At 72.0% G+C, this 13,323-nt stretch carries 10 protein-coding genes; 3 read left to right on the top strand and 7 right to left on the bottom strand.

Annotated elements, in window-relative coordinates; all coding sequences use genetic code 11:
* Positions 1-71: 71 nt before the first annotated feature.
* The gene (locus tag ACIBFB_RS00680) at positions 72-536 is read left to right on the top strand and encodes an Lrp/AsnC family transcriptional regulator (RefSeq protein WP_358569688.1); all 465 of its coding nucleotides are present in this window, start codon (positions 72-74) and stop codon (positions 534-536) included.
* Between the two features lie 136 nt (positions 537-672).
* Here ACIBFB_RS00680 and ACIBFB_RS00685 read toward each other — a convergent pair whose 3' ends face one another.
* The 7 genes from ACIBFB_RS00685 to dxr all read right to left on the bottom strand — a co-directional run bounded on the left by ACIBFB_RS00685 (position 673) and on the right by dxr (position 10,133).
* Positions 673-2,385 (bottom strand): flavin monoamine oxidase family protein, encoded by a 1,713-nt coding sequence (locus tag ACIBFB_RS00685; RefSeq protein WP_397224664.1) that lies wholly within the window; start codon positions 2,383-2,385, stop codon positions 673-675.
* A gap of 65 nt (positions 2,386-2,450) precedes the next feature.
* Positions 2,451-3,257, bottom strand: a complete 807-nt coding sequence (locus ACIBFB_RS00690) for a carbon-nitrogen hydrolase family protein (protein WP_397224666.1) — start codon at positions 3,255-3,257, stop codon at positions 2,451-2,453.
* 232 nt (positions 3,258-3,489) lie between these two features.
* On the bottom strand, positions 3,490-4,971 hold the full coding sequence (locus ACIBFB_RS00695) for an amino acid permease (RefSeq protein ID WP_397224668.1): 1,482 nt from the start codon (positions 4,969-4,971) through the stop codon (positions 3,490-3,492).
* Between the two features lie 439 nt (positions 4,972-5,410).
* A complete protein-coding gene (locus ACIBFB_RS00700) occupies positions 5,411-5,863 on the bottom strand; it encodes a DoxX family protein (protein ID WP_397224670.1) in 453 nt (150 codons plus the stop codon).
* Positions 5,864-6,052: 189 nt separating this feature from the next.
* Positions 6,053-7,210 (bottom strand): flavodoxin-dependent (E)-4-hydroxy-3-methylbut-2-enyl-diphosphate synthase, encoded by a 1,158-nt coding sequence (gene ispG / locus ACIBFB_RS00705; RefSeq protein ID WP_397224672.1) that lies wholly within the window; start codon positions 7,208-7,210, stop codon positions 6,053-6,055.
* Between the two features lie 332 nt (positions 7,211-7,542).
* A complete protein-coding gene (locus tag ACIBFB_RS00710; protein ID WP_397224674.1) occupies positions 7,543-8,898 on the bottom strand; it encodes a M50 family metallopeptidase in 1,356 nt (451 codons plus the stop codon).
* 20 nt (positions 8,899-8,918) lie between these two features.
* Complete coding sequence (gene dxr, locus ACIBFB_RS00715; protein WP_397225405.1) at positions 8,919-10,133, bottom strand: 1-deoxy-D-xylulose-5-phosphate reductoisomerase; 1,215 nt, start codon at positions 10,131-10,133, stop codon at positions 8,919-8,921.
* A 244-nt stretch (positions 10,134-10,377) separates the two neighbouring features.
* Between dxr and ACIBFB_RS00720 the strand changes: the two genes are divergently transcribed.
* Positions 10,378-12,039 (top strand): CocE/NonD family hydrolase, encoded by a 1,662-nt coding sequence (locus ACIBFB_RS00720; RefSeq protein ID WP_397224676.1) that lies wholly within the window; start codon positions 10,378-10,380, stop codon positions 12,037-12,039.
* A 169-nt stretch (positions 12,040-12,208) separates the two neighbouring features.
* Complete coding sequence (locus ACIBFB_RS00725; protein ID WP_397224678.1) at positions 12,209-13,273, top strand: trypsin-like serine peptidase; 1,065 nt, start codon at positions 12,209-12,211, stop codon at positions 13,271-13,273.
* The last annotated feature ends 50 nt before the right edge of the window (positions 13,274-13,323 follow it).

Consider the following 13,323-nt stretch of genomic DNA (forward strand, 5'->3'; position numbering starts at 1 on the left):
CACGGACCCCATGGGGTACCGCCCCGGTAGCATGTGCCCTGGTGAGGTCAGACGGGGACATAAGGGGCACAATGCGTCTGGATCGTGTCGACGAGCGGATCATCGCGATACTCGGCGCGGACGCGCGGATGAGCTTCGCCGAGATCGGCGGCGAGGTCGGGTTGAGCCCCTCGGCGGTCAAGCGCCGCGTGGACCGGCTGATCGAGTCCGGCGCCGTGCGCGGCTTCACCGTGGTCGTCGAACCCCAGGCGATCGGCTGGACCACCGAGGCCTACATCGAGCTGTACTGCCGGGCGCGCACGTCCCCGGGCGAGATCCGCAACGGGCTGGCCGGGTACGCCGAGATCACGTCGGCCTGCACGGTGACCGGCGAGGCCGACGCCGTGGTCCAGGTCCGCGCCCGCGACACCCACCACCTGGAGGAGGTCATCGAGCGCATCGGCGCCGAGCCCTTCGTGGTGCGGACCAAGAGCACCCTGGTGCTGTCGAGGCTGGTGGACCAGCCCATCCTGGCGGGAACCAGCGGGCTGTCCTAGCCGTGTCCGTTCCGGGCCTCCGCCGCGCTGCGGCCCGGCGCCGCCCGGACGGCCCCGGAGAAGGGGACGGCCCCCGGCCGTGCGCGGTTCGGTGGACGCACGGGCGGAGGCCGTCGGGACGGGGCCGGTCGGACCCTCAGTCCTCGGGGAGGCGCACGGGCGCCAGGTCGTCGAAGCGGTCTCCCGGACCCGGGTTGGTCGGGTCGGTGTGCCCGCCGAAGTGGTGCGCGACGCCCCAGACCGCGTTGAGCGCGGTCTGCACGGCGCCCTCGGCCCAGCCGGCGGTCCAGGACACGTCGTCCCCGGCCAGGAACAGGCCGCGGTGGCGCTCCTCCAGCCCGTCCTGCTTGAAGTGCGTGAACAGGCGGCGCTGGTAGCGGTAGTGGCCTGGGAGGTTGGCCTTGAACGCGCCCATGAAGTAGGGCTCGTCCTCCCACGAGACGGTCACCGGGTCCCCCGTGATGTGCGAGCGAATGTCGACATCAGGGTAGATCTTGCCCAGGGAGTTCAGCATGACCTCCATCCGCTCGTTCGCGGACAGCGGCAGCCACTTGAGCGAGTCGTCGCACCACGTGTAGGACAGGCAGATCGCGGCCGGAGCGTCCGGGTCCTCCCCCTCCAGGAGGTAGGTGCCACGGGTCATCCGGTCGGTGAGCGTCATGCTCATGACGTCGCGGCCGGTCCTCGGGTCCTTGTCCCGCCAGAACGCGCGGTCCACCGGCACGAACAGCTTGGAGGACTCCATGTAGTGGGTCCGCTCGATCGCCGTCCAGTGGTCGATCGGCAGCAGGCTCTCGTCGCAGTCGATCTTGGACAGCATCATCCAGCTCTGCGCGGTGAACACGGCGGCCGCGTAGGTGCGGGTGGAGCCGGAGGAGTCCGTCACCGTGATGTTCCCGGCCGCCGACCCCCTGGCGGAGGTGCGGCGCAGCGCGGTGACGCCCGGGCGCGGACCGCCGCCGTGCAGGGAGGCCAGGGAGGTGCCCTGCGCCCAGTACGTGATCTTGTCCGGGGCGTGCTCCCACATCCGCAGCGGCAGCTGCTGGACGCCGCCGACGATGCCCATGTGGTCGTCGTCCGCGCCCGTGTAGGTGACGCGCAGGATCTCCAGGATGGAGTTCGGGAAGTCGGTGTCCCACCCGCCGGTGCCGAAGCCCACCTGGCCGAAGATCTCGCGGTGCCGGAAGGAGGCGAAGGCGGGCGAGTCGCACAGGAAGCCGTAGAAGGTCTGGTTGTCGAGCCGGGCGACCAGCTCGTTCCAGATCTCCTTCTGCGTCGCGACGTCGCGCTCGCGGATCGCCCGCTGCATGCGGGTGTGCTGGGCGCCCTCCTCCAGGGTGCGGTCCCAGGCGCGCGCCACCTCGCGGTAGACCTCGGGCAGGTCGTCGAGGCCGGTCGCGTAGTGGGTCTCGCCCTTGAGGTCGACCACGGTGCTCGGGGTGACCGGCGCGAGCGGGTTGGGGAAGGGGACCGTCTCCAGGCCCATCTTCTCGACGTAGTGCAGGAACGCGGTCGACGACGGCGGGAAGCGCATGGCGCCCATCTCGGCGACGACGTCGTCGGGGCAGTTCGGCAGCTTCCGCGTGCGCAGGCGCCCGCCGATCTCGTCGGCCTCGTACACGACCGGTCTGAGCCCCATCCTCATGAGCTCGTAGGCCGTGACGACGCCCGACAGGCCGCCGCCGATCACGGCGACCTCGGTCCCGTGGCGCTCGGCCGGGACCTGCCCGATTCCGGCGGGGCTCTCCAGGTAGGCGTCGTAGGCGAACGGGAAGTCCGGCCCGCACATGTTCAACGGGGTGTCCTGTGCGGACGCGGAACCGGCGGCCGTGGGCACGGCTGACGTCATGCGCCCCTCCTTTACGCGTGGGTGTCGGCGAGCGGGGTGTACCGCGCGGCTGGTCGGGTGGTGGTTCAGACGGCGAGGGACCCGTAGAGGTCGGGTCGGCGGTCCTCGAGGTAGGAGTGCTCGGCGAGCACGTCGGCGGCCGCGGCGGGGTCGACGTCCCCGACCAGCAGCGCCTCGTCGGGTCCGGCGCGCAGCAGTTCGGCGCCGTCCGGACCGACCAGGGTGCTCAGCCCCATGTAGTCGAGGTCGCCCTCGACGTCGCACCGGTTGACGTAGGCCAGGTGCAGCTGGTTCTCCATCGCGCGGGCGGGGACCAGCAGGGTCGGCACCAGGACGTTGGGCTGCATGAGGGCCGTGGGGACGACGAGGAGTTCGGTCCCGGCCAGGGCGTGCGCGCGCACCGCCTCGGGGAACTCGACGTCGTAGCAGACCAGGAACCCGACGCGGACGCCGCCCAGGTCCGTCTGCACGACCGCGGTGTCCCCGGGGGCGTACATGTCCCGGTCCAGATCGCCGAAGAGGTGGTTCTTGCGGTACAGGGCACGGTCGGCCCCCTGGCCGTCCACGAGGCGCACCGCGTTGTACACGCGGCCGTCGGCGCGCTCGGGGAAGCCGTACACGATCGCGACGCCGGTGTCGGCGGCCACGCGGGCGACGGCCTCGAACAGGGGCCCGTCGGCGGGCTCGGCCAGGCGGGCGACGTCGGAGCCCAGGGCGTAGCCGGTCATCGACATCTCGGGGCCGATCAGCAGGTCGGCGCCTGCGTCGGCGGCGGCGCGGGCCCGCCCGGCGAGCCGGGTCAGGGAGGAGGCGGTGTCTCCGCTGCGTCCGGCGCCCTGGTCCAGGGCGACGCGCAGGGTTCGGCGTGTCATCCTCTCCTCCTCCCGTGGGGTCCTGGGTGCGGCCGCGTCCACTCTAGGTGCGACATCGCGCCCGAAATGTGTGTTCGGAGCGCACTCCGTTGCGTCTTTCACCCGCTTTGACGTGGTTCGTTGCGCGGATCGACGGACCCGCGCCCGGCCGGATCCCGTCCGGCCACCCCCAGCAACGCGGAGGCGGGGCCGGAAGATTCCCGGCCCCGCCCGCCCGTGTGCTCCCAGCCGCTCAGACGCCGGCCTCGACGGCGCCGTCCGGCTCCAGGGCGGAGCGGCGCACGCTGTAGGCGAAGTAGACGACCAGGCCGACGACGAGCCAGGCGGCGAAGGCCGCCCACACGCTCAGGTCCATGCTGACCATGAGGTAGGCGCAGGCCAGGACGCCCAGCACCGGGGTGACCGGCGCGCCCGGCATCCGGAAGGCGCGCCGCAGGTCGGGGCGGCGCTTGCGCAGGACCAGGACGGCCACGTTGACCAGGGCGAACGCGAACAGCGTGCCGATGGCGGTGGCGTCGGCGAGCGGGCCCAGCGGGACCAGCGCGGCCAGGACGGCGATGACCACGGAGGTGATGACCGTGTTGGCGCGCGGCGTGCCCTTGGCGTCGACGCTGGAGAACGCCTTGGGGATGAGGCCGTCGCGGGACATCGCGTAGAGGATGCGGGTCTGGCTGTAGAGGACCACCAGGACGACGCTGGCCAGGGCGAGCACGGCGCCCGCGGCGAAGATGACCGCCCAGACCGGGGTGCCGGTGACGCGGGTCAGGATCCCGGCCAGGGAGGTCTCCCCGTCGGCGAAGTCGGTCCAGTTGAGCGCGCCGATCGCGGTGAAGGCGACCAGGCAGTACAGGGCGGTCACCAGGATCATCGAGAACATGATGGCGCGGGGCAGGTCGCGCTGCGGGTTCTTGGCCTCCTCGCTGGCGGTGGAGGCGGAGTCGAACCCGATGTAGGAGAAGAACAGCGTGGCGCCCGCGGCGCTGACACCGGCCATGCCCATCGGCATGAACGGGGCGAAGTTGCCGTCCTGGACGGCGGTGACCGCGATGGCCACGAACATGGCCAGGATGCCGATCTTGACGGCGACCATGACCGCGTTGACGCGGCTGCTCTCGCGCACCCCGGCGAGCAGCGCGAACATCGACAGCAGGACGACGATCGCGGCCGGCAGGTTGATCAGCCCGCCCTCCATCGGCCCGGTGAGCAGCTCGGCGGGCATGGACAGCCCGGTGGTCAGGCGCAGGAGCTCGTCGATGTACTGGCCCCAGCCCACGCCGACGGCCGCGACGGACACGCCGTAGGTGAGCATCAGGCACCAGCCGCAGATCCAGGCCGTGAACTCGCCCATGGTGGCGTAGGCGTAGGAGTACGCGGAGCCGGAGGCGGGGATCATCCCGGCCATCTCGGCGTAGGCCAGGGCGGAGAACAGGGCGGTGATCCCGGCCAGGACGAACGCGACGATGACCGCCGGCCCGGCGACCGGCACGGCCTCGCCGAGGACGACGAAGATGCCGGTGCCCAGGGTGGCGCCGATGCCGATCATGGACAGCTGCCAGAAGCCCATGTGGCGGCGCAGCCCTGTCCCTTCGGAGGCCTGTGCTTCGGCCACGAGCCGTTCGACCGGCTTGCGGCGGGTGAGGCGGTCCCTCAGCGAGGGCGCACCGCCCTGGCCGACGGGCACGGGGGTGCCCGCCGTGGTCTTCTGGTCCACCACGTCAACTACTCCTCGACGCATTCGTGCATGGGCACACCACACCCCTGGACAGGGTGTGTGGTGAGGGGTGACCGCCGCTCCCGGAGGACACACGGCGCGGACGGCCGGTCGTCGCCGCCGGCGGCGGTCGATACGAACCTCCAGCAACGTTAGCCGCGTTACCTAGGTAACATGACCACCGAACGTTGCGTATGTCCGACTTCGACGCCCAGTCTCGTGCGTCCCGGCGCAACGAAGCGCGCACGAACGTGATCCGCGCCCTATGTCGTCACTCACAGTAGCGGCCGACCTTTGACCTGCGCGGGGGTCGGAGGCACCGCTGATGTACCCGCTTTCTACCCGAACCCGGTATCCCGGGGGACCGCGTCGCAGCCCCGGACACGGCACGGGCCCGGTCCGCGCGTGCGGCGCGGGCCGGGCTCCGCGGGTGCGGGCGGGGTCAGACCCGGACGCCCGCCAGGCGCACGAGACGCACGGTCCGTGCGCGGCGGCCCCAGGCGAGCAGGGCCATCGGCACGAGGTAGGCGACCGGGAACAGCGCGGTGGCCGGTTCGGCCACCAGCAGCTGGGTCGCGGTCGCCCCGACCAGCAGAGCGGACAGCCCCAGGGCGGCGGGACCGCTGAGCGCCGGGACGAGGAGCGCGACCGCGCCCACCAGCTCGACCACGCCGACGGCGTACATCAGCCACGGGCCCAGGCCGATCTGCTCGAAACCCGCGACCGCCTGGGGGGTCGCCGCGAGCTTGGTGTAGGCCGCCATGAGGAAGGCCCCGGCCAGCAGGACCTGGAGAACCCACAGGGCGGCGTTGGCCGCGCGGCCGGGAACGTTCGTCTTCGCGGTGCGGGCGGTGCGGGCGGTGCGGGCGGTGTGGGCGGTGCGGGCGGTGGCCATGTTCCGATCCCCTGTTCGTGGTGGTGGACTCTCACCCCAAGGTCGAACGGGACCGGCCGGAATCGACACGCGCGGCGGAGTTTTCCCGACGGGCCCCGCGCGGGCCCCGGAGACGGCAGGGGCCCGGCTCGCGCCGCACGCGAGCCGGGCCCCTGTCCGTCCTCGGGGAAAGCTCCCGGGGAGACGCGGTCAGCCCGCGACGGCCACCGTGGGCTCGCCCGGCTCGACGCCGTCCTCGCCCATCTCCTCGGCGATGCGCATGGCCTCCTCGATGAGGGTCTCCACGATCTTGGACTCCGGCACGGTCTTGATGACCTCGCCCTTGACGAAGATCTGGCCCTTGCCGTTGCCGGAGGCCACACCCAGGTCGGCGTCGCGTGCCTCGCCCGGGCCGTTGACAACGCAGCCCATGACGGCCACGCGCAGCGGCACCTCCATGCCCTCCAGGCCCGCGGTGACCTCCTCGGCGAGCGTGTACACGTCGACCTGGGCACGGCCGCAGCTGGGGCAGGAGACGATCTCCAGGCCGCGCTCGCGCAGGCCGAGCGACTCCAGGATCTGCGTGCCGACCTTGACCTCCTCGGCGGGCGGCGCGGACAGCGAGACGCGGATGGTGTCGCCGATCCCCTCCGCCAACAGGGCGCCGAAGGCCACCGCGGACTTGATGGTGCCCTGGAAGGCCGGACCGGCCTCGGTCACGCCGAGGTGCAGCGGGTAGTCGCACGCCGCCGCCAGCTGCCGGTAGGCGTTGACCATCACGACGGGGTCGTTGTGCTTCACCGAGATCTTGATGTCGCGGAAGCCGTGCTCCTCGAACAGGGAGCACTCCCACAGCGCCGACTCCACCAGCGCCTCGGGCGTGGCCTTGCCGTACTTGGCGAGCAGCCGCTTGTCGAGGGAACCGGCGTTGACGCCGATCCGGATCGGCACGCCCGCGTCGCCGGCGGCCTTGGCGATCTCGGCGACCTTGTCGTCGAACTTCTTGATGTTGCCCGGGTTGACGCGCACGGCCGCGCACCCGGCGTCGATCGCCGCGAACACGTACTTGGGCTGGAAGTGGATGTCGGCGATCACCGGGATCTGCGACTTCTTCGCGATGATCGGCAGCGCGTCGGCGTCGTCGTTGGTCGGGACGGCCACCCGGACGATCTGGCAGCCGGTCGCGGTGAGCTCCGCGATCTGCTGGAGGGTCGCGTTGATGTCGGAGGTGCGGGTGGTCGTCATGGACTGGACCGACACCGGTGCGTCCCCGCCCACGGGAACGTCTCCGACCATGATCTGCCGCGACTTGCGCCGTGTCGCCAGCGGGCGCGGCGGAGCGACGGGGATACCGAGATCGACGGTCACGCTTGTTTCACCTCGTCCGCCACCTGAGGGGGTGGCACTTGATTCGTCCGGATGCGAGAAGGGAGGGCGCCCTGCGCAACGCGCGGTGCCGCGACCGGGGGTCGAGTCACCCGCGGCGCCGATCGCGCCGTCGTCCCGGATCGCGCTGCCCAGACTACCCGTACCAGCGGGGACGACGGGGCGGATGTGGCCCACCCGTCACCCTCCACCGCCCGGGGGCCGCTACGCGGCAGGGCGGGACACCCTCAACGGACGCCTCCGGCGCAGCACCCCCCACCGTCACCCTCCACCGCCCGGGGGCCGCTACGCGGCAGGGCGGGACACCTTCACCGTCACCCGAACAGCCGGACCGGGTTGAACAGGTCGGCGACGAGCAGGACCACGCTGAACACCAGGAAGCACGCGACCACCACGTAGGCCACCGGGGTCAGCATCGCCACGTCCACCGGCCCCGGATCGGGCCGCCGGGCCAGCCTGGCCCAGCCGCGCTTGACCGCCTCCCACAGCGCGCCCGCCATGTGCCCGCCGTCCAGGGGGAGGATCGGCAGCATGTTGAAGGCGAACAGGAAGAGGTTCACCCCGGCGAGGATCTGGATCATGAGCGCGGCGGTGTCGACCAGCGGCAGGCCCTGGGACATGATCTCGCCGCCGATGCGGGAGATGCCGACGATGCCGACCGGGGAGTCCTGGGTGCGCTGCTCGCCGAGGAACGCCGCGCCGAAGACCTCGGGCACCCGGCCGGGCAGGGCGATGAGCGCCTCGCCCACGCCGACGAGCATGGTGCCCATCTCCGCGGCGGACTCGCCCAGGGTCAGGGTGGAGCGCTCGGTGGCGAACACGATGCCCAGGAAGCCGACGGTCTCGGTCTGGTAGACGCGGTAGCCCTGGTCGTCGTAGACGAAGTCGCCGTCGGCGTCGGTCTGGTAGAGGATCTCGCCCTCGGCGTCGCGGGCGGGCAGCTCGTTCTCGATGATGTCGACGTCGAACGGGATCCGCTCGCCGTCGCGCTCCACGACGATCTCGGTGCCGCCGAGGGACTCGCGGATGGCCTGGTTGGCGGCGTTCCAGTCGGGGGTGGGCTCGCCGTCCACCTCCACGATGACGTCACCGGCCTCCAGACCGGCCTCGGCCGCGGGGGTCGGCGGTTCGTCGGTGCACTCGGTGACGGACTCGCCCGCCGGGGCGACGCACTCGGTGACCAGGCCGATCGTGGTGGTGCTCTGCGGGACGCCGATGCCCATGAACAGCACGCCGAGCAGGATCGCGGCCAGGACCACGTTCATGCCCGGACCGGCGAACATGACGATCAGCCGCTTCCACGGCGAGCGCTGGTAGAACTGGCGGTCCTCGTCCTCGGGACCGACCTCGATGTAGGACGCCTCGCGCGCGTCCTCGGCCATCGCGCGCCAGCGGGAGAGCTTGCGCGGGCCGTCGTCACCGGTCCGCCGGGCGGGCGGGAGCATGCCGACCATCCGCACGAACCCGCCCAGCGGAACGGCCTTGAGGCCGTACTCGGTCTCGCCTCTGCGCACCGACCACAGGGTCCTGCCGAAGCCGACCATGTACTCGGTGCACTTGATCCCGAACATCTTGGCGGTGGAGAGATGCCCCAGCTCGTGCCAGGCGATCGAGAACAGCAGTCCGAGGACGAACAGGACGATCCCGATCACGGTCATCAACGCGACCATGCACTCTCCTCAAGCCGGCGTCAGGCCCGGCCCGTCAGCAGTTCACGCGCGCGCGCACGGGCCCAGGCGTCAGCGGCGTACACGTCGTCAAGGGTCAGGTCAGCCGAGGAGGCGCCGGGGGGGCGCTCCGACCGCTGATGTTCCGAGACTACCCGGGACACGGTGTCCATGATGGACGGGAAAGCGAGGTTTCCGCGCAGGAAGGCGTCGACCGCCTCCTCGTTGGCGGCGTTGTACACCGCCGGGGCGGTTCCGCCCGCCGCGCCGACCTCGCCGGCCAGGCGCACCGCGGGGAAGGCCTCGTGGTCGAGCGGTTCGAAGGTCCACTCCTGGGCGCGGGTGAAGTCCAGGCCTGGGGCGGCGTCGGGCACCCTGTCGGGAGCTCCGAGACCGTAGGCGATCGGGATCATCATGCTCGGCGGGCTGGCCTTGGCGATGGTGGACCCGTCCACGTACTCGACCATCGAGTGGACGATGGACTGCGGGTGGACGACGACGTCGATGCGCTCGAAGGGGACGTCGAACAGCAGGTTGGCCTCGATGACCTCCAGCCCCTTGTTGACCAGGGTGGCGGAGTTGACCGTGATGACCGGGCCCATGCTCCACGTGGGGTGGTTGAGCGCGTCCTCGGGGGCGACGGCCTCCAGCTCGCGGCGGCCGCGGCCGCGGAAGGGGCCCCCGCTGGCGGTGACCACGAGGCGGCGGACCTCGTCGCGGCGGGCGCGGGTGTGGCCCTGGGCGAGGCTGGTCAGCTCGTCCTCGGGAACGTGGGGGAAGCACTGGGCGATGGCGTAGTGCTCGGAGTCGACGGGGACGATCTGGCCGGGGGAGGCCACCGCGCGGACCAGCGGCCCGCCGATGATGAGGGACTCCTTGTTGGCCAGGGCGAGCCTGCGCCCGGCGCGCAGCGCGGCGAGCGTGGACTCCAGGCCCAGCGCGCCGGTGATGCCGTTGAGGACGACGTCGCACTCGGAGCCCGCCAGCTCGGCGACCCCCTCGGCGCCGGCCAGGACGGTGGCGGCGGCGCCGTGCTCGGCGAGGGCGCGCGCGAGTTCGGGGGCGCGGTCGGCGTCGGCGACGGCCACCGTGCGGGCGCCGAGTTCGGCGGCCTGCTTCGCGAGCAGGTCGATCCGGCCGCCGCCCGCGGCCAGGCCGACCACCCGGAAGCGGTCGGGGTTGCGCTGGACGATGTCGATCGCCTGGGTCCCGATCGAGCCGGTCGAGCCGAGGACCACTACGGTTCGCTGCTGTTGTTGTCGCACGTCCTCATTGTTCCGCACGGGGCGCACCGGCACGTGCTTCGGCGGGGTTTCGGGGACTTTACAAGCGGATGGCGGTGGCTTACCTTACTGGTTAGTAAGTTACCTCACAGTACGGAATGCCCTCCGTCACACTGACCGACCCCAAGGATCCGGGTTCTCCCCGATGGAGACGGCGCGGCCGGAACCTCCTCCCCCGACGACCCCCGAGGTTCCCCCCATGCGTCAGACAGACACGCCCACCCCCGCACCCCGCGGTGGGCGCGCGACCCCCGGTGTCCCGCGCGCGCTCGCCCGGCTGCTGTCCCTCGCCCTGGCGGCGGTGCTCGCCGCCGTGCTCCTGCCCGCCGCCCCCGCCGCCGCCTCGGTCGGTGCCACCGTCAGCTACGAGACCATCGTCAGCCACGACGGCACGGAACTCGGCGCCAAGGTGATCACCCCCACCGGCGTCCAGGGGCCGCACCCGCTGCTGGTCATGCCCTCCGCGTGGGGGACGAACAACCTCCTCTACGTGGGCGCCGCCTACCGCCTGGCCTACGAGTCCGGCTACCAGGTGGTCTCCTACACCTCGCGCGGTTTCTGGGACTCCGGCGGCGAGGTGCAGATCGCCGGACCCGAGGACCGCGCCGACGCCAGCGCCGTCATCGACTGGGCGCTGGCGAACACGGACGCCGATCCCGAGCGGATCGGCATGGCCGGGATCTCCTACGGCGGGGGCATCAGCATGCTGACCGCCGCCGAGGACGACCGCGTGCGCGCGGTGGCCGCGATGAGCGGATGGACCGACCTGGTCCCGTCGCTGTACCCGAACGAGACCATCGACATGCAGTCCGTCGAGGTGCTGCTCGGACTGGGCAACCTCACCGGCCGCCCCGGCGAGGTCATGCGCGAGGTCGAGCGCGAGTACCGTCGCGGGAACGTCGGGCCGGCGCTGGAGATGGCCCCCGACCGCTCGGTGGCCACCAAGGTCGACCAGATCAACGCCAACGGCACCGCCGTGATGATGGCCAACGCCTGGAACGACGGCTTCTTCCCGCCGGGGCAGATCACCGACTTCTACGAGCGGCTCGAAGGCCCCAAGCGGCTCATGCTCACCCCCGGCGACCACGCCACCGCCGAGGCCTTCGGCGCGGCGGGTCTGCCGAACGAGATCTGGGAGGCGGTGGGCGACTGGTTCGACCACCACCTCAAGGGCGAGGCGAACGAGGTCGACGCCGAGGGCTCGGTGCACGTCAAGCCGAACAACGGCCGCGGCGGCTGGACCTCCCACCCCGACTGGGCGTCGGTCACCGGCGAGACCGACCGCTACTACCTGGACCGGCCCAGCACCAGCTGGTTCCGCTGGCAGAGCAGCGGGGCCATGGGGGAGGAGCCGTCGACGGGGTGGGACTACGACTTCCGGACGGGGATCACCACGACCGCGGTCAGCGGCACGGTCCTGCTGTCGGGGGCGCTCCAGCAGTTCTTCGACGTGCCCACCGGGGTCCTGCTGCCGACGGTGAACCGCTACCGCGCGGCCGTGTGGACCAGCCCCTCCTACCCGGACGGGGCGCGCGTGGCCGGGACCCCGGAGGTGACGCTCACCCTGGAGCCCACCGACGACGAGCAGTCGGTGTTCGTGTACCTGTACGACATCAACAGGCACGGCACGGGCTCGCTGGTCTCCCACACCCCGTACACCCTGCGCGGGGACGCGGACGGGCCGGTGACGGTCACCGTCGAGCTCCAGCCGGTCGTGTGGGACGTCCCGGCGGGCCACCGCCTGGCCGTGGTCGTGGACAGCGCCGACCCGCGGTACTGGAGTGAGAGCGACTTCTTCCACGAGGTCGAGGTGTCCTCCCCCGAGAGCGCCCCGTCGCAGATCACGATCCCCCTCGCCTGAGGGCGACCCCGGGACCCGCCCGCCTGAGAGGGCGGGCGAGCCCGGCCGGCGCCACTCCCGCGGCGCCGGCCGGGCGCCTCGCCGTCGGACCGGGAACCTCTTCCCAGGAAACCCGGGACACAAACGCAAAGTAGTCACCGAGTTACCGAAAGTGTGCGAGGATCGGGCCATGACCTCGTCCACCGCACACAAGATCCTCGCCCCCGTCGCCGCGGCGGCACTCGCCCTCGGGGGCATGGCCCTCCTCGACCTCCCGTCCGGAGCGGCCTCCGCCGTCACCCAGGCCATCCACATGTCCCACCCGTCCGACCCGGAGCCGGGGCGGGAACGGATCGCGCTCTCGCGCATGGACGGGGTGTCCCACCAGAGCGCCGCCGTGACCGAGGCCCAGCGCAGGGCCGTGCTCGACTACTGGACGAGCGAGCGGATGGCCGCCGCACGGCCGATCACGGGCCTGGTCGGGGGCACCCTCGGCGTCGAAGCCCCCGGCGACCCCGCCGGCGTCGGGACCGACCACCAGGCGGCGCCGCGCGAGGACAGCCCCGGGGACGTGTGGGGCATCGGCGGCCTGGTCACCCGGACCACCGGCAAGGTGTACCTGACGATGGACGGGCGCGACTTCACGTGCTCGGCGTCCGTCATCGACGCGGCGAACCGCAGCACGGTCGTCACCGCCGGGCACTGCGCCAAGGACGGGACCGGCTCGTGGGCGCGCAACTGGACGTTCGTGCCGGGCTACCGGGACGGGAAGAGCCCCCACGGCCGCTACACCGCGCGCGACATGCTGGTCTCGCCGCACTGGTCGCGCGAGGCCGACGACAGCCACGACGTGGCCATGGTCGTGCTCAACACCGACGGCGGCGAGGCCGTGCAGGACCGGGTGGGAGCGCAGCGCGTGTCGTTCTCCGCCTGGTCGGACCAGCGGGTGCGCAGCGGCGTGCAGGTGTACACCTTCGGCTACCCGGCCGCCTCCCCCTACGACGGGCGCCTGCTGCACTACTGCTCGGGCCGGACCAAGCCCGACAGCGGCGGCACCACGGCCAACGGCGTGCGCTGCCGCATGACCCAGGGTTCCAGCGGCGGCCCGTGGTTCACCGACTTCGACACGGGCACCGGCCGGGGGACGATCTCCTCGGTGGTCAGCTTCAAGTACGCCAACGACCGGAACACGCAGTACGGACCGCGCTTCGGCGAGGAGGCGCGCCGGCTCTACGACGGGGCCGAGCGGCTCTGACCGGCTCCCCCGCCGGGAGGGGCGGCGGCCCCGCGTCGGGCGGGGCCGCC

The organism is Nocardiopsis sp. NPDC050513 (genome assembly GCF_044457925.1).
Lineage (GTDB): Bacteria > Actinomycetota > Actinomycetes > Streptosporangiales > Streptosporangiaceae > Nocardiopsis.

Excerpts from the sequence above, each read along its gene's own strand:
- ACIBFB_RS00680 (WP_358569688.1), top strand. The coding sequence starts at position 72 with ATGCGTCTGGATCGTGTCGACGAGCGGATCATCGCGATACTCGGCGCG.
- ACIBFB_RS00725 (WP_397224678.1), top strand. The coding sequence starts at position 12,209 with ATGACCTCGTCCACCGCACACAAGATCCTCGCCCCCGTCGCCGCGGCG.
- ACIBFB_RS00710 (WP_397224674.1), bottom strand. The coding sequence starts at position 8,898 with ATGGTCGCGTTGATGACCGTGATCGGGATCGTCCTGTTCGTCCTCGGA.
- ACIBFB_RS00690 (WP_397224666.1), bottom strand. The coding sequence starts at position 3,257 with ATGACACGCCGAACCCTGCGCGTCGCCCTGGACCAGGGCGCCGGACGC.
- ACIBFB_RS00685 (WP_397224664.1), bottom strand. The coding sequence starts at position 2,385 with ATGACGTCAGCCGTGCCCACGGCCGCCGGTTCCGCGTCCGCACAGGAC.
- ACIBFB_RS00720 (WP_397224676.1), top strand. The coding sequence starts at position 10,378 with ATGCGTCAGACAGACACGCCCACCCCCGCACCCCGCGGTGGGCGCGCG.
- ACIBFB_RS00700 (WP_397224670.1), bottom strand. The coding sequence starts at position 5,863 with ATGGCCACCGCCCGCACCGCCCACACCGCCCGCACCGCCCGCACCGCC.